Here is a 16,942-nt window from a genome sequence, read left to right as displayed (position 1 = left end):
ATCCTTGCGTGATAGAATACCCCTTTTAGGCGACACGGCTTTAAAAACCAATGAACTCAAGCGCATACCCAGTTCCAGAGCAGTCGGTTATTTTTGAAGAAGAGATTAAGAAAAGTGTCTTTATTACTCAAATTAGCCATACCCCAAGTATTGACGAAGCAAAAGCGTTTGTTCAACAGGTGAAGATTCAGCACAGTGGTGCTCGCCACAATTGCTGGGGCTTTGTCGCAGGTAGGCCTGAAAATTCGATGATGTGGGGCTTTAGTGATGACGGCGAACCATCTGGCACGGCGGGGAAGCCGATTTTGGCTCAGCTCAGCGGTTCTGGTATTGGTGAACTAACGGCAGTCGTGACTCGTTATTCTGGTGGCATAAAACTGGGTACTGGTGGCCTAGTGAGAGCTTATGGCGGCGGCGTTCAGCAAGCACTGAAGTTAATTCAAACAATAGAAAAAAAATAACCACTCGTTTACGAGTAGAGTTAGACTATGGATTCATAGCGATTGCTCAGTCTGAATTAAGTAAGTTTGGTGCATTAGAGATTGCTTCAGAGTACAGTGAAAAAGTCGTATTGATTGTTGAAGTTGAAGTGAATCAAGTTGATGCACTCACGCTTAGCATTATTAATAAGAGTGGAGCCAAGGCGATGGTCTCCTTATTTGAAAACAACTAGGAAGTAATAGAAGCTTTGCTTCATTCAATACACTATGCAATTTCGATCCATTATCCGCATTGTTGGGCTGCTACTAGCACTTTTTAGTGTCTCTATGTTAGCGCCTGCACTCGTCGCATTAATTTACCGTGATGGTGCGGGCGTTCCTTTTGTTACCACATTTTTTGTCCTCCTTATATGTGGGGCGTTTTTTTGGTTACCCAATAGAAGACATAAACATGAGTTAAAAGCGCGAGATGGCTTTCTTATTGTTGTGTTGTTTTGGACGGTAATTGGTAGCGCAGGCGCGTTACCCTTCCTGATTTCAGACTATCCCAATGTGTCGATAACCGATGCTTTCTTTGAATCATTCTCTGCATTAACGACAACAGGGGCGACCGTAATTGTTGGTCTCGATGAATTACCCAAGGCAATTTTGTTTTATCGTCAATTGCTGCAGTGGTTTGGTGGGATGGGAATCATCGTTCTTGCCGTCGCTATTTTGCCAGTATTGGGTATCGGGGGCATGCAGTTATATCGCGCTGAAATTCCAGGTCCAGTGAAAGATAGTAAGATGACCCCACGTATTGCTGAAACTGCAAAGGCGCTATGGTATATCTACTTAAGTTTGACCATTGCTTGTGCTGCAGCGTTTTGGGTGGCAGGGATGACACCATTTGATGCTATTGCTCATAGTTTCTCAACCATCGCTATTGGTGGCTTTTCGACACATGATGCCAGTATGGGTTATTTTGATAGTCATGCTATTAATATGATCACCGTTGTGTTTCTATTAATTTCTGCTTGTAACTACTCCCTGCACTTTGCCGCTTTTTCATCTGGTGGTGTTCATCCCAAGTACTACTGGAAGGACCCTGAATTCCGCGCTTTCTTATTCATTCAGTTAGTATTGTTCTTGGTGTGCTTTTTGATTCTCCTTGAACACCATTCGTATCAATCCTTCTATGACGCGTTTGATCAGGCTTTGTTCCAATCTGTTTCTATATCGACGACAGCAGGGTTTACCACCACTAGGTTTTTCAGAGTGGCCGCTCTTTTTACCAGTGTTACTGCTGTTCTCTTCTTTTATAGGTGGTTGTGCAGGTTCAACGGGAGGAGGTATGAAAGTTATTCGTATCTTGTTGCTAACATTGCAGGGCGCTCGTGAAATGAAACGCTTAGTACACCCGAGAGCGGTATACACCATTAAGGTTGGTGGAACCGCACTGTCGCAACGGGTTGTTGATGCGGTATGGGGCTTCTTTTCTGCTTACGCGCTGGTGTTTGTTGTTTGTATGCTTGCGTTGATTGCGACAGGTATGGATGAATTAAGTGCTTTCTCTGCCGTTGCGGCGACGCTGAACAATTTAGGCCCAGGTCTGGGTGAGGTTGCGGTTCATTTTGGCGAAGTTAATGACAGTGCCAAATGGATATTGATTGTCTCCATGCTCTTCGGTCGATTAGAAATATTCACACTACTTATTTTATTAACGCCTGCATTTTGGCGTAGCTAAGGAAGTCTTATGGCGAAGGTGCTTTATCTGTACTCGACAAGAGAAGGACAAACTCAAAAAATCATTGAACGTATTGCGACGCAATGCAGTGACAGTGAGGCTGAATTTATCGATCTAAATACCGTGGGTGATATGAGATCTGTCTAATTACGAGCGAGTCCTGATTGGCGCCTCTATTCGTTACGGCCATTTAAACAAAAAGCTCTATCAGTTTATTGAGCGCCATTGCAAGCAATTAGACCAGAGTCAGGTTGCATTTTTTGTGTCAACCTCACGGCTAGAAAAGAAGACCAAGGAAAGGATACGCCGGAAGGGAGTGCATACATCAAAACCTTCTTGAAAAAAATCACCTTGGCAGCCTTCATTAATTGGTGTGTTTGCAGGTGCCCTCTATTACCCTCGATATAATGTCTTCGATCGGTTCATGATTAAGTTCATTATGAAGATGACTGGGGGAGAAACCGATACAACGAAAGAGGTTGAGTATACCAACTGGGATAAAGTGGCATTGTTTGCTGACAAATTCCATCAACTTTAGCCATTCAAAGTATACTTTTAAATCACTTTGTATTGTTTCTGACCGAACGAAAATAAAATAGAAAAAATACGAAAAAAGGGTTGCCAATGAGACGCCGATCTCTATAATGCACCCTCGCTGACACGGGAACGGTTCAACAAAAACCAAGAACGAGTCAGAAGGCTATCAAGCTCAATGAGCTTAGCAAAATAAGTTTTAAAAAGTGTTTGACACTGAAGCTTATCTAGCTAAAATGGCCGTCCGTTTTGAGCAAGCCTCAAAACAAGCTCTTTAACAATATAGACCTATATCAATCTGTGTGGACACTTGTTGATGATAATCATTATGTTTGCTTCTGCTGCAAAGTAGAAACGAACCACTTCTTCGGAAGTAAAATGGTTTTCAATGAACACGTGACCTAAGGGTAGTAAGCTCGCTTACTGTCACACAGTCAAAATTCATTATCGTTCTGTTGGAACGATAATAGCTTTAAAATTACTTCTTACTTTTTAAGTAAGGGACAGTTTTGAAGTCAGTATTCATTGAGCCGACAAAATCTTAAATTGAAGAGTTTGATCATGGCTCAGATTGAACGCTGGCGGCAGGCCTAACACATGCAAGTCGAGCGGAAACGACAACATTGACCCTTCGGGTGATTTGTTGGGCGTCGAGCGGCGGACGGGTGAGTAATGCCTGGGAAATTGCCCTGATGTGGGGGATAACCATTGGAAACGATGGCTAATACCGCATAATGCCTTCGGGCCAAAGAGGGGGACCTTCGGGCCTCTCGCGTCAGGATATGCCCAGGTGGGATTAGCTAGTTGGTGAGGTAATGGCTCACCAAGGCGACGATCCCTAGCTGGTCTGAGAGGATGATCAGCCACACTGGAACTGAGACACGGTCCAGACTCCTACGGGAGGCAGCAGTGGGGAATATTGCACAATGGGCGCAAGCCTGATGCAGCCATGCCGCGTGTATGAAGAAGGCCTTCGGGTTGTAAAGTACTTTCAGCAGTGAGGAAGGTTCATACGTTAATAGCGTATGGATTTGACGTTAGCTGCAGAAGAAGCACCAACTAACTCCGTGCCAGCAGCCGCGGTAATACGGAGGGTGCGAGCGTTAATCGGAATTACTGGGCGTAAAGCGCATGCAGGTGGTTCGTTAAGTCAGATGTGAAAGCCCGAGGCTCAACCTCGGAACTGCATTTGAAACTGGCGGACTAGAGTACTGTAGAGGGGGTAGAATTTCAGGTGTAGCGGTGAAATGCGTAGAGATCTGAAGGAATACCAGTGGCGAAGGCGGCCCCCTGGACAGATACTGACACTCAGATGCGAAAGCGTGGGGAGCAAACAGGATTAGATACCCTGGTAGTCCACGCCGTAAACGATGTCTACTTGGAGGTTGTGGCCTTGAGCCGTGGCTTTCGGAGCTAACGCGTTAAGTAGACCGCCTGGGGAGTACGGTCGCAAGATTAAAACTCAAATGAATTGACGGGGGCCCGCACAAGCGGTGGAGCATGTGGTTTAATTCGATGCAACGCGAAGAACCTTACCTACTCTTGACATCTAGAGAAGCCAGCGGAGACGCAGGTGTGCCTTCGGGAACTCTAAGACAGGTGCTGCATGGCTGTCGTCAGCTCGTGTTGTGAAATGTTGGGTTAAGTCCCGCAACGAGCGCAACCCTTATCCTTGTTTGCCAGCACGTAATGGTGGGAACTCCAGGGAGACTGCTTAGGTGATAAACCGGAGGAAGGTGGGGACGACGTCAAGTCATCATGGCCCTTACGAGTAGGGCTACACACGTGCTACAATGGCGCATACAGAGGGCAGCAAGCTAGCGATAGTGAGCGAATCCCAAAAAGTGCGTCGTAGTCCGGATTGGAGTCTGCAACTCGACTCCATGAAGTCGGAATCGCTAGTAATCGTGGATCAGAATGCCACGGTGAATACGTTCCCGGGCCTTGTACACACCGCCCGTCACACCATGGGAGTGGGCTGCAAAAGAAGTGGGTAGTTTAACCTTCGGGAGGACGCTCACCACTTTGTGGTTCATGACTGGGGTGAAGTCGTAACAAGGTAGCCCTAGGGGAACCTGGGGCTGGATCACCTCCTTATACGAAAGATTGTCTTGATGAGTGTTCACACAGATTGATTAGGTTTATGATGTCAAAGAGATAAGTAAGTGCCCAACACTTACTACTTAGTGTCCCGTTCGTCTAGAGGCCTAGGACACCGCCCTTTCACGGCGGTAACAGGGGTTCGACTCCCCTACGGGATACCATTGGGTCGTTAGCTCAGTTGGTAGAGCAGTTGACTTTTAATCAATTGGTCGCAGGTTCGAATCCTGCACGACCCACCATTTCAAGATCTCGGGGCTATAGCTCAGCTGGGAGAGCGCCTGCCTTGCACGCAGGAGGTCTGCGGTTCGATCCCGCATAGCTCCACCATTCTTGAAATATTCTTTCCCACGAAGGAATTAAAACTAATGTGGGCGATTAGCTCAGTTGGGAGAGCACCTCCCTTACAAGGAGGGGGTCACTGGTTCGAGCCCGGTATCGCCCACCATCTTTAAAGACATTTATGAAGTGTATTTAAAAATGGTTTAATTAGTTTTAACTAAAGTAAACACATGCTCTTTAACAATTTGGAAAGCTGACGAACAACATTTGATTTAATGTTGTTCAAATAAAAGTTCTCAAATCCTATGTCTTTAAGATGTAGGTACCAACACACATTCAAGTGTTCTTGGAAACAGCACAACTTCGGTTGTGACGTTTATATTTGAGTCCGGCAAAATCGAATGCTATCTCGCTCATTCAAATAATGAGATAGCGACTTTGGTTGTTTGCCATACATAAGACCTTTTGGGGTTGTATGGTTAAGTGACTAAGCGTACACGGTGGATGCCTTGGCAGTCAGAGGCGATGAAGGACGTAATAACTTGCGATAAGCCCAGATTAGGTAGTAATAACCTGTGAGTCTGGGATTTCCGAATGGGGAAACCCACGTGCATAAGCACGTATCATTAACTGAATACATAGGTTAATGAAGCAAACCGGGGGAACTGAAACATCTAAGTACCCCGAGGAAGAGAAATCAACCGAGATTCCGAAAGTAGCGGCGAGCGAAATTGGACTAGCCCTTAAGCTTTTAATGATGCAGGTGAAGGCTCTGGAAAGTGCCGCAGTAAAGGGTGATAGCCCCGTAACCGACACATCATAATCAGTGAAAACGAGTAAGGCGGGACACGTGATATCCTGTTTGAATATGGGGGGACCATCCTCCAAGGCTAAATACTACTGACTGACCGATAGTGAACCAGTACCGTGAGGGAAAGGCGAAAAGAACCCCTGTGAGGGGAGTGAAATAGAACCTGAAACCGTGTACGTACAAGCAGTAGGAGCCCACTTGTTGGGTGACTGCGTACCTTTTGTATAATGGGTCAGCGACTTATATTCAGTGGCAAGGTTAACCGTTTAGGGGAGCCGTAGGGAAACCGAGTCTTAACTGGGCGTTCAGTCTCTGGATATAGACCCGAAACCAGGTGATCTAGCCATGGGCAGGTTGAAGGTTGAGTAACATCAACTGGAGGACCGAACCGACTAATGTTGAAAAATTAGCGGATGACTTGTGGCTAGGGGTGAAAGGCCAATCAAACCTGGAGATAGCTGGTTCTCCCCGAAAGCTATTTAGGTAGCGCCTCGGACGAATACTACTGGGGGTAGAGCACTGTTAAGGCTAGGGGGTCATCCCGACTTACCAACCCTTTGCAAACTCCGAATACCAGTAAGTAATATCCGGGAGACACACGGCGGGTGCTAACGTCCGTCGTGGAGAGGGAAACAACCCAGACCGCCAGCTAAGGTCCCAAAGTATAGCTAAGTGGGAAACGATGTGGGAAGGCTTAGACAGCTAGGATGTTGGCTTAGAAGCAGCCATCATTTAAAGAAAGCGTAATAGCTCACTAGTCGAGTCGGCCTGCGCGGAAGATGTAACGGGGCTAAGCTATACACCGAAGCTGCGGCAATATGATTTATCATATTGGGTAGGGGAGCGTTCTGTAAGCCGTTGAAGGTGGACTGTAAGGTTTTGCTGGAGGTATCAGAAGTGCGAATGCTGACATGAGTAACGATAAAGGGGGTGAAAAACCTCCTCGCCGGAAGACCAAGGGTTCCTGTCCAACGTTAATCGGGGCAGGGTAAGTCGACCCCTAAGGCGAGGCCGAAAGGCGTAGTCGATGGGAAACGGGTTAATATTCCCGTACTTCTTATAATTGCGATGGGGGGACGGAGAAGGCTAGGTGGGCCTGGCGATGGTTGTCCAGGTTCAAGTACGTAGGCGGGTGGTTTAGGTAAATCCGGACCGCTACTAACGCTGAGATACGATGTCGAGCTACTACGGTAGTGAAGTCATTGATGCCATGCTTCCAGGAAAAGCCTCTAAGCTTCAGATTATAAGAAATCGTACCCCAAACCGACACAGGTGGTCGGGTAGAGAATACCAAGGCGCTTGAGAGAACTCGGGTGAAGGAACTAGGCAAAATGGTACCGTAACTTCGGGAGAAGGTACGCTCTTGGCGGTGAAGTCCCTTGCGGATGGAGCTACTAGGAGTCGCAGATACCAGGTGGCTGCAACTGTTTATTAAAAACACAGCACTGTGCAAAATCGTAAGATGACGTATACGGTGTGACGCCTGCCCGGTGCCGGAAGGTTAATTGATGGGGTTAGACTTAGGTCGAAGCTCTTGATCGAAGCCCCGGTAAACGGCGGCCGTAACTATAACGGTCCTAAGGTAGCGAAATTCCTTGTCGGGTAAGTTCCGACCTGCACGAATGGCGTAATGATGGCCACGCTGTCTCCACCCGAGACTCAGTGAAATTGAAATCGCTGTGAAGATGCAGTGTACCCGCGGCTAGACGGAAAGACCCCGTGAACCTTTACTACAGCTTGGCACTGAACATTGACCCTACATGTGTAGGATAGGTGGGAGCCTTTGAAGCATGCACGCTAGTGTGTGTGGAGGCAATCTTGAAATACCACCCTTGTATGCTTGATGTTCTAACGTTGGTCCCTAATCGGGATTGCGGACAGTGCCTGGTGGGTAGTTTGACTGGGGCGGTCTCCTCCCAAAGAGTAACGGAGGAGCACGAAGGTGGGCTAAACACGGTTGGACATCGTGTGGTTAGTGCAATGGCATAAGCCCGCTTGACTGCGAGAATGACAATTCGAGCAGGTACGAAAGTAGAGTCATAGTGATCCGGTGGTTCTGAATGGAAGGGCCATCGCTCAACGGATAAAAGGTACTCCGGGGATAACAGGCTGATACCGCCCAAGAGTTCATATCGACGGCGGTGTTTGGCACCTCGATGTCGGCTCATCACATCCTGGGGCTGAAGTCGGTCCCAAGGGTATGGCTGTTCGCCATTTAAAGTGGTACGCGAGCTGGGTTTAGAACGTCGTGAGACAGTTCGGTCCCTATCTGCCGTGGGCGTTGGAAGATTGAAGGGGCTGCTCCTAGTACGAGAGGACCGGAGTGGACGAACCTCTGGTGTTCGGGTTGTCATGCCAATGGCATTGCCCGGTAGCTAAGTTCGGAATCGATAACCGCTGAAAGCATCTAAGCGGGAAGCGAGCCCTGAGATGAGTCTTCCCTGGCACTTTAAGTGTCCTAAAGGGTTGTTCAAGACTAGAACGTTGATAGGCAGGGTGTGTAAGTGCTGCGAGGCATTGAGCTAACCTGTACTAATTGCCCGTGAGGCTTAACCATACAACACCCAAAGGGTTTTGATTGGACTCAAAGCAAGAACAGATTGAATGTGTATTAAGAACTTTTATTAAGCTTTCCGAATTTTAAGAATTTGCTTGGCGACCATAGCGTTGCAGACCCACCTGATCCCATGCCGAACTCAGAAGTGAAATGCAGTAGCGCCGATGGTAGTGTGGGGTTTCCCCATGTGAGAGTAGGACATCGCCAGGCTTTGAACAGACATCTATTTGAAGCACAACTTAGGTAAGACTTTTAGATAGAGCCACTGCGGAGTGGTAGTTCAGTTGGTTAGAATACCGAAGCCTGTCACGCCGGGGGTCGCGGGTTCGAGTCCCGTCCACTCCGCCATTTATTAAAAAAGCCTCGTCAAATGACGAGGCTTTTTTGAATCTATCATGTTGATTTATTGAGTCAATTGGCATAGATTAGAAACAGTTTAGGGGTGTAGCTCCAATTGGCAGAGCAGCGGATTCCAAATCCGCGTGTTGGGAGTTCGAATCTCTCCACCCCTGCCATATTCAAAGGCTCTGACTTAGGTCGGAGCCTTTTTATTTTCACTTTTTCAAAGCGATGTGTTGGGAGCTGGGTCGCCAGCGCGGTCAAATATCTCCACCCCTGCCATATTTAAAGCCTCGTCAAATGACGAGGCTTTTTTGCATCTGTAATGCGTGAAGGCTCTGACTTAGGTTGGAGCCTTTTTTGTTTTATCCCTATGTCGTTCTAACCCTTCAAGCGATACTAAAGCTAAAGAATGTTCTTAGGAACGATGCGATGCAGCTTTACGCCAACCCTTTTGGTTACGCTGACTTCATTATCAGGGTTAAAGTCTTTCGTTATCCGCCATGCATTTTCAGGTTCCATTTCCACCTTCATCGCTTTTGACACGTGCTCGGTGATTTCTGATGAGTAGATAATAGCAAAGCTCTCTGTGTTCAAATGAGCGCTACGTGGGTCAAGATTGTAGGTGCCAACAACGGTAACAGTGTCGTCAATCGTCATGCTTTTAGCGTGGAGACCAAAGATAGGTGTGGTTGGCAGTTTCTTGTACATATGCTCGGTCATTACCCGCTGCCTAACCTCGGCATCAGGTTTAAACTCATAAACCTCTACACCCGTGGCCAAAAGCTGCTTCCGGTTTCTCTGGTAACCACTAAACGCGGCGAGGTTGTCATTGGAAGCTAGGCTATTGGTTAAGATCTTTATTGAAATGCCCTTTTCAACCAAACTGCGTAGAAACTCACGATCCTTTTTTAGTCGTCACCAGATAGGGAGTTTGGATCAAAATTGATGCTTGTGCGCTTTCAGCGAGATCAATTAGCTTGTCGCGAGTAATGCTACCCCCACCTAAGAAGGTCTGACGATCGTTCTTACCTGGCTTATCGGCGATGTATTCAACTTTATCAACGAATAAGAATTTTCCCTCTTTAGACAGTGCCTTAAAGGTCTCTGGTACCTTATCTATTTCAGCTCTTATCTCAGGATGAAAATGTTTCGGATTACAGGCATAGGAGTGCAACCGTGAAAAGTCTGGGTTGCTGTCATAGGGATTGGATTTGAATAGATCTTCGACAGGGACACTGAGCGGGCTACTCCAGTACTGCTCAAAGGAGGTATCGATCTCTTCAACCGCTTTGCCCGCGAGAAACACATCTCTATCGCGGAAGTTATACTCGTGGTCGAAGCCGAAGTATTCGTCAGCAATGTTTCTGCCCCCAGTAATGGCCACTTGGTCATCGACTAAAAAGACCTTGTTGTGCATTCGCTGATTGATACCGTGGAAATCAGTTAAGACTGTCGTCATCTTCTGCACGATGTTTTTGCCAATATTCACGTTAGGGTTGTATATTTTTATCTCAAAGTTGTCATGAGCAGCCAACATGAGTAGCTCATCCCCTTTAGCGTCGAGCATGATGTCATCCACCAATACTCGAACTTTAACACCTCGTTCAGCCGCTCTGACAAGGTAGTCGGTGGCAATTAAACCGACGTTATCGATTGAGAAGATAAAGTATTGCACATCGATGGAAGTCTCTGCCCGCTCGGTCAACCAAGCTCGAGACATCATCGCTTCTGCCCCCTGCTCCAGGACATAAACACCTGTGCTGCTCTTTATTTCAGCCTCGAAAGGTTGAGTATAGTGAGATAGCGGCAGGTGCTCTTTGTTGGAGAGTTCTGCGCAATAGTCCTTCTCAGATAAGGGCACACTATCTGGAGCAGACGCACAACCTATTAGCACTATGGATGTACAAGCGAGAACTGTTTTTTTGAATGTGAGCATAAGACAATGAGCCTATTGAGCAGAAAACTAACTATATAGTATCGATAACTTGGGTAATAAAGTATCCCAACTGTGTTATCCCACTGAGCCTTATTAAGGTTGAATATAGACCTTCTCTGCGACTTTCCAGAATGCGGAAAGCAGTGGGTTATCGAGATTCGAACGTTTACACACCACTCCTAGCTTGAATGGCTTAATGGGCTCCAGTTTCAGACGCTGGATCTTGTCTCTAACCGGACTGTTGACGATAACGACCTCTGGTGCAATGCCCACGCCACACCCCAGTGCCACCATGCTTACAATGGCTTCGTGACCCGATACTTGCGCATAGATGTTGGGCTTAATGCGCATCTTTTTAAACCAGAGATTAGCTCTTTCGCGAGCGGTACCCGCTTCTGGGACGATAAACGGGATCTTACTCCAGTCAGGCATGCCATCAGCAAGCTCAGAACCAAAGCTGCTGACTCCTGCTGGTGCTATGGCGGATAGTGGGATCTCACTGATGGTCTCAAACTCTAGTCGTGCCGGAAGCAGTTCGGGCAAAGCAGAGATAGCAATGTCGGTCTCATCATTCATGACCTTGTCTATTGCTTGCGCGGGATCGCCTGTTGAGAGCTCAAACTCGATGTAGGGATAGAGCAGCCTGAACTCTGCCAATAGTTCGGGCAGATGGCTGTAACTTGCGGTGACTGAACAAAACAGTCGTAACTTGCCGCGAAGTTCTTGTTCACCATGTTGGCTGTCTGATTGAAACTGTTGCCATTCGCTCACGATGTTGACGGCGATAGGCAATAATTTCTTGCCAGCTGGTGTCAGTTCTACCGAGCGGTTGTCACGCAAGAATAGGCTTTGATGTGTGTCTTGTTCTAGCTTTTGAATTTGTCGACTTAAAGCCGATGCACTGATGTGCATTGCTGTTGCGGTTTTGCTAAAGCTTTTACTTTCACAGAGGTGAATAAAAGCTTGGAGACTTTTTATATTCATATTACTTAGGATAAATGTAGTTGCATTAATTGCAATCACAACTTGTGAATATTTCACTTTAAGCAACTCAAAGTCTGTTTTAGTATGAAGTTATTCGATGATAAGCATCGGCACTATGGATAGAATTCAACAGGAGAGCCCAACTATGGCTAACTATTTTAATACTCTAAACTTGCGTCAACAATTGGATCAACTAGGTCGTTGTCGTTTCATGGATCGTTCTGAATTTGCTTCTGAAGCGGATTACCTGAAAGGTAAAAAAGTAGTTATTGTCGGTTGTGGTGCGCAAGGTCTTAACCAAGGTCTTAACATGCGTGACTCTGGGCTTGATGTTTCTTACGCTCTTCGTCAAGCCGCGATTGATGAACAGCGTCAGTCGTTTAAGAATGCGAAAGATAATGGCTTTGTTGTTGGTAGCTATGAAGATCTTATTCCTCAAGCAGACCTCGTGGTGAACCTAACACCAGACAAACAGCACTCTAACGTCGTTGAAACGGTGATGCCGCTTATGAAGCAAGGTGCTTCTCTAGGTTACTCTCACGGTTTTAATATTGTTGAAGAAGGCATGCAGATCCGTGAAGATTTGACGGTAGTAATGGTTGCACCTAAATGCCCTGGTACCGAAGTTCGTGAAGAGTATAAGCGTGGCTTTGGTGTTCCAACACTTATTGCTGTTCACCCTGAGAATGACCCTCAAGGTGATGGTCTAGAGATTGCTAAAGCCTGGGCTGCGGCAACAGGCGGACATCGTGCAGGTGTTCTTGAGTCTTCTTTTGTTGCTGAAGTTAAATCTGACCTTATGGGTGAGCAAACTATCCTATGTGGCATGCTTCAAGCTATGGTTCGATTGTTTGTTATGAAAAAATGATCGCAGATGGCATCGAAGAAGGCTACGCGGGTAAGTTGCTACAGTATGGTTGGGAAACTATTACAGAAGCCCTTAAGTTTGGCGGCATTACTCACATGATGGATCGTCTGTCGAATCCTGCAAAAGTAAAAGCTTTTGATTTATCAGAAGAACTTAAAGACCTAATGCGCCCATTGTATAACAAGCATATGGACGACATTATTTCTGGTCACTTCTCTAGCACGATGATGGCAGACTGGGCAAATGATGATGCGAATCTATTTGGCTGGCGTGAAGAAACAGGTGAAACAGCATTTGAAAACTACCCATCAAGCGATATTGAAATTTCAGAGCAAGAGTACTTCGATAACGGTATTTTGATGGTAGCGATGGTTCGTGCTGGTGTTGAGCTTGCATTTGAAGCGATGACAGCGTCGGGCATTATTGATGAGTCTGCATACTACGAATCGCTACATGAGTTACCACTTATTGCTAATACTGTTGCTCGTAAGCGTCTGTATGAGATGAACGTTGTTATCTCTGATACAGCAGAATATGGCAACTACCTATTTGCCAACGTTGCAACACCATTACTTCGCGAGAAGTTCATGCCTAGCGTAGAAACGGATGTAATTGGTCGTGGTCTAGGTGAAGCATCTAACCAAGTGGACAACGGCAAGCTGATTGAAGTAAATGACGCTGTACGTAATCACCCAGTAGAATACATTGGTGAAGAGCTACGTGGTTACATGACTGACATGAAGCGTATTGCTGTTGGTGGTTAAGTGACTACCTAGTATTAAGTAATAAAAAAGGCTTACCGAGAGGTAAGCCTTTTTTATTTATCTGAAACCACAGAGATGGCATCGATAGCTCGGACAGTGATGTTATTTTTCAGATAGCTTTTGCTCTAACTCTGCAAGCTTCTGTTCCATTTCGGTAAGTTTTTGGCGAGTGCGTAGCAATACTTGGGTTTGTACATCAAATTCTTCACGGCTTACAACATCAAGCTTGTTGAGTTGGCCTTGAATAACCTGACGAACTTTTTGATCAACATCGGTGCCGAGCTCTTTGACAGGCTGAGGCATAGAGTCGTGGATCTGTCTGGCAATTTGTTCTAGTTTCTTTGGGTCAAACATTTCAATTAGCTCCTTTGCAGTTACTCAACATTTTATGTAATTAAGTTAAGATTGTCGCCAATTTAGGCAATAAAAAAGGCCACAATGTGGCCTTTTAGAGTTTGGTCATTTGTAGAGAAGACTATTTGTTGTCAGCAAGTTCTCGATGAGCGGCTTTCGCTTCATCAACACGAGCTAACTTTTCTAGATCTTTGTCCTCAACAAATGTCGGTAGAGGTTTGTGTTTCTCTGCAAGGTACGTATAAATTACTGGAAGAACAAACAGAGTAAACAGCGTACCGATAGCCAATCCAGATACGATAACAATACCGATACTGAAGCGTTGTGCTGCCCCTGCACCTGTTGCATACATGAGTGGAATAAGGCCAGCAATCATCGCTGCAGTCGTCATCAGTATTGGACGTAGACGCACTTTTGCTGCTTCTTTTACTGCATCCATACGGTTGAGTTTGTTATGCAGTTGCTCTTCTTTTGCTACTTCACAAATCAAGATACCGTGCTTAGTGATTAAGCCGACAAGAGTAATGAGACCTACTTGGGAGTAGATATTCATTGTTGCAGCACCCCAAGCAAGCGCAATCAAGGCCCCACAAATCGCTAATGGTACTGAAACCATGATAACGAACGGGTCTTTAATGGACTCAAATTGGATGGCAAGCACTAGGAAGATGATCGCAAGAGCAAGACCAAAGGTGGCATACAGTGCGCTACCTTCAGTTACGTATTGTCGTGCTTCACCCATATAGTCATGACTGTAACCATTTGGCAGCTTGTTCTCTGCTACTGACTCAAACCAAGTAATGGCATCCCCCATCGCTACACCTGGAGCCGGAACAGCGCCCACCGTTGCGGAGTTTAGTTGGTTGAAGTGAGGAAGCGAACGAGGCTCGGCAACGACATCAATGGAAATAAGACTTCCTAGAGGAATAGCTTGCCCGTCAGCAGAACGAACAAAGTACATGTTCATCGATTCAGGATTTAGACGATATTTACGCTCTACTTGTGGAATAACTTCATACGAACGACCATTTAAATCGATACGGTTAACGTATCCATCAGCCATCATTGTACTCAGCGTTACACCAATATCTTGCATCGTTACGCCATAGGCACCTGCCATATCTTTATCGATATTGATTTTCATCGTGGCAGAGTCATAGTTAAGATCTAGCGTTGAATATACGAACTGAGCGTTCTGTTGAACATCAGTCCAAACATCAGAAGCGATGGTAAATAGGCTCTCAAAGCTGTTTGGCGTAGTAATGACAAACTGAATCGGCAGACCAGAGCCTGCACCAGGCAGTTCAGGCATTTGGAAGGCAGTCACCGCCATTCCAGGAACATTGCTGACCAGTTGACCTACACGGTTCGCTACTTCTGCCTGACTCGCTTCACGTTGGCTCCAAGGAACCATGGAAGCGATACCAAATGCTTGGTTTGAATTAGGCACACCGGTAAATACTTGGGCAAACTGAACTTCAGGCTGTTCCGTTAAGATCTTATTGACGTCGTTCATGGTGTTTTGCAAGTAGTCGAGGTTAGCGTTAGACGGGCCAGTACCCATCAACATGACTACGCCTTTATCTTCCGATGGTGCCAGTTCACTAGGAATGAACTTGAACAATAACGGGAGGCTAGCAAATACAATGATCGCAAAACCAATGATGACAGGTCTATGTAGCATTACCGCCGACAGCATTTTTTCGTAGCGTGCAGTCATCTTGTCTAAAACATGATGCACCTTTTGCTCAAACTTACTTGGGGTTTCGTTGGCTTTTAGTAGCTTAGAACACATCATTGGCGATAGGGTTAACGCGATAATCCCTGAAATGAATACTGCCCCAGCAAGAGTCAAAGCAAATTCTTTAAACAAGGAACCAGTAATACCACCCATCAGTGCGATCGGGGCATATACGGCACCTAGTGTTAATGTCATTGCGATGACGGGTACCGCAATTTCACGTGTACCAATGATCGCGGCACGGAAAGGTGATTCACCAAGCTTAATGTGTCGATCGACGTTCTCTAGTACAACGATCGCATCATCAACCACCAGGCCGATTGCAAGCACCATCGCAAGTAGCGTCATCAAGTTCCATGAGAACCCAATAGCTTGCATGATCATAGCCACACCAATCAACGATAGTGGAATCGTCACGATTGGAATCAATACCGCGCGGAATGAACCTAGGAACAATGTAATAACGACCAAAACAATTAACGCCGCTTCAAGGATAGTCTTTATTACCTCTTGAATGGATTCGTTAATGGCCACGGTTGAATCGTACATGACGTTCATTTTGATATTGCTTGGTAAGTTCTTCTCGAGTTCAGGAAGAAGCTTCAGCACATCTGCAGCGATGTTAATTGGGTTAGCACTTGGCGCGGCATTGATAGCGGTAACCACCGCTTCTTGTCCGTTAGCACTCGCACGATAGACATCGTGACTCTTTTCTAGCGTCACCTTAGCGATATCGCCTAAACGAGTTACTTCACCATCGTCAGCCATGACGACCAAGTTACTTAACTCTTCAGTATTCGATACTTGGGTGTCGGCACTGCCGTTGTAAAGTACAAACTCACCAGTCGCTTGACCTGCAGCCGACTGGTAGTTGTTCGCGTTAAGGACGTTCATGATGTCCGTTGCGGTTAGCTTGAGCGCCGCCATTTTTAGCGGATCCAGCCAAACGCGTAACGCGTATTTCATACCACCGTACATGTCGACTTTAGACACACCATTTACCGTAAAGAGCTGAGGGTTGATCACTCGCTCTAGGTAATCGGTAATTTGGCTTGATGCAAGCTCATCACTGGTAAAACCAATATAGAGTACCGCGGTTGTAGAGCCGGTAGACATGGTGACGGTTGGATCTTCAGACTCACGCGGGAGCTGGGAACGAACCGAGTTGGTTTTCGCCAAGATATCAGACAGCGCTGCATTGGGATTAGTATTGAGTTTCATCGTGACTGTAATGGTGGATTTACCCAATACAGACTGTGATGTCATGTAGTCAATATTATCGGCTTGCGCGACGGCTTGCTCCAGAGGCTGCGTAATAAAGCCCTGAATTAAGTCGGCACTTGCACCGTAGTAACTGGTTGTCACAGTGACTACGGTATTCGTCATTTCTGGGTATTCACGTACCTGCATTTTGAATACTGCTTGTAAGCCAAGCAGGGCAATCAAAAAGCTGATAGATACCGCAAGAACAGGACGTTTTATGAAAATATCAGTAAAACGCAT

Annotated in this window: 6 protein-coding genes, 6 tRNA genes, 3 rRNA genes and 4 pseudogenes; 14 read left to right on the top strand and 5 right to left on the bottom strand. The window is 46.2% G+C overall.

The features are described from left to right. The first annotated feature begins 50 nt into the window (after positions 1 to 50). The 13 genes and pseudogenes from AC0L66_RS00815 (at position 51) to AC0L66_RS00755 (ending at position 8,965) form a co-directional block, all read left to right on the top strand. A pseudogene (locus AC0L66_RS00815) lies at positions 51 to 673 on the top strand (YigZ family protein). A gap of 34 nt (positions 674 to 707) precedes the next feature. Next, positions 708 to 2,166 (top strand): annotated as a pseudogene (locus AC0L66_RS00810) (TrkH family potassium uptake protein). A 9-nt stretch (positions 2,167 to 2,175) separates the two neighbouring features. Then, positions 2,176 to 2,313, top strand: a complete 138-nt coding sequence (locus tag AC0L66_RS00805) for a flavodoxin domain-containing protein (RefSeq protein WP_473568090.1) — start codon at positions 2,176 to 2,178, stop codon at positions 2,311 to 2,313. Further along, a pseudogene (locus tag AC0L66_RS00800) lies at positions 2,306 to 2,575 on the top strand (flavodoxin domain-containing protein); the annotation flags it as partial. The gene AC0L66_RS00805 and the pseudogene AC0L66_RS00800, both read left to right, overlap by 8 nt. Positions 2,576 to 3,243: 668 nt before the next feature. Next, positions 3,244 to 4,797: ribosomal RNA gene (locus AC0L66_RS00795) — 16S ribosomal RNA — on the top strand. Positions 4,798 to 4,888: 91 nt separating this feature from the next. Next, a tRNA-Glu gene (locus AC0L66_RS00790) sits at positions 4,889 to 4,964 on the top strand. 2 nt (positions 4,965 to 4,966) lie between these two features. Next, positions 4,967 to 5,042 (top strand) — tRNA-Lys (locus AC0L66_RS00785). Positions 5,043 to 5,054: 12 nt separating this feature from the next. Next, positions 5,055 to 5,130 (top strand) — tRNA-Ala (locus AC0L66_RS00780). A 42-nt stretch (positions 5,131 to 5,172) separates the two neighbouring features. Then, positions 5,173 to 5,248: transfer RNA gene (locus tag AC0L66_RS00775), tRNA-Val, on the top strand. A 311-nt stretch (positions 5,249 to 5,559) separates the two neighbouring features. Then, positions 5,560 to 8,450: ribosomal RNA gene (locus tag AC0L66_RS00770) — 23S ribosomal RNA — on the top strand. A 94-nt stretch (positions 8,451 to 8,544) separates the two neighbouring features. Further along, a 5S ribosomal RNA gene (rrf, locus tag AC0L66_RS00765) occupies positions 8,545 to 8,660 on the top strand. Together the 16S, 23S and 5S rRNA genes with 6 tRNA genes alongside form the textbook arrangement of a ribosomal RNA operon. A 59-nt stretch (positions 8,661 to 8,719) precedes the next feature. After that, positions 8,720 to 8,798, top strand: a tRNA-Asp gene (locus AC0L66_RS00760). A gap of 90 nt (positions 8,799 to 8,888) precedes the next feature. Continuing rightward, positions 8,889 to 8,965, top strand: a tRNA-Trp gene (locus tag AC0L66_RS00755). 229 nt (positions 8,966 to 9,194) lie between these two features. On the opposite strand, the gene AC0L66_RS00750 is transcribed toward AC0L66_RS00755, so the two are convergent. The 3 genes from AC0L66_RS00750 to ilvY form a co-directional block, all read right to left on the bottom strand. Further along, a complete protein-coding gene (locus AC0L66_RS00750; RefSeq protein WP_473568088.1) occupies positions 9,195 to 9,674 on the bottom strand; it encodes a phospholipase D-like domain-containing protein in 480 nt (159 codons plus the stop codon). Between the two features lie 13 nt (positions 9,675 to 9,687). After that, complete coding sequence (locus AC0L66_RS00745) at positions 9,688 to 10,728, bottom strand: phospholipase D-like domain-containing protein (protein WP_473568087.1); 1,041 nt, start codon at positions 10,726 to 10,728, stop codon at positions 9,688 to 9,690. A 93-nt stretch (positions 10,729 to 10,821) separates the two neighbouring features. Continuing rightward, the gene (ilvY, locus tag AC0L66_RS00740; RefSeq protein WP_265675218.1) at positions 10,822 to 11,712 is read right to left on the bottom strand and encodes an HTH-type transcriptional activator IlvY; all 891 of its coding nucleotides are present in this window, start codon (positions 11,710 to 11,712) and stop codon (positions 10,822 to 10,824) included. A gap of 145 nt (positions 11,713 to 11,857) precedes the next feature. Between ilvY and ilvC the strand changes: the two are divergent. Further along, positions 11,858 to 13,344 (top strand): annotated as a pseudogene (gene ilvC, locus AC0L66_RS00735) (ketol-acid reductoisomerase). A 102-nt stretch (positions 13,345 to 13,446) separates the two neighbouring features. Here the strand turns inward: ilvC and ubiK are convergent. Both ubiK and AC0L66_RS00725 read right to left on the bottom strand, forming a co-directional pair. Continuing rightward, a complete protein-coding gene (gene ubiK / locus AC0L66_RS00730; RefSeq protein ID WP_265675119.1) occupies positions 13,447 to 13,698 on the bottom strand; it encodes a ubiquinone biosynthesis accessory factor UbiK in 252 nt (83 codons plus the stop codon). 121 nt (positions 13,699 to 13,819) lie between these two features. Beyond that, positions 13,820 to 16,942, bottom strand: coding sequence for a multidrug efflux RND transporter permease subunit (locus tag AC0L66_RS00725; protein WP_265675120.1), 3,123 nt, complete (start codon positions 16,940 to 16,942; stop codon positions 13,820 to 13,822).

The organism is Vibrio sp. GJ43-1, assembly GCF_055808835.1.
This window is presented reverse-complemented; position numbering and strand designations above follow the sequence as displayed.

Bases quoted from the DNA above. Each gene is read 5' to 3' on its own strand.
- AC0L66_RS00805 (WP_473568090.1), top strand. From the start codon at position 2,176: ATGGCGAAGGTGCTTTATCTGTACTCGACAAGAGAAGGACAAACTCAA.
- ilvY (WP_265675218.1), bottom strand. From the start codon at position 11,712: ATGAATATAAAAAGTCTCCAAGCTTTTATTCACCTCTGTGAAAGTAAA.
- AC0L66_RS00745 (WP_473568087.1), bottom strand. From the start codon at position 10,728: ATGCTCACATTCAAAAAAACAGTTCTCGCTTGTACATCCATAGTGCTA.
- ubiK (WP_265675119.1), bottom strand. From the start codon at position 13,698: ATGTTTGACCCAAAGAAACTAGAACAAATTGCCAGACAGATCCACGAC.
- AC0L66_RS00725 (WP_265675120.1), bottom strand. From the start codon at position 16,942: ATGCGTTTTACTGATATTTTCATAAAACGTCCTGTTCTTGCGGTATCT.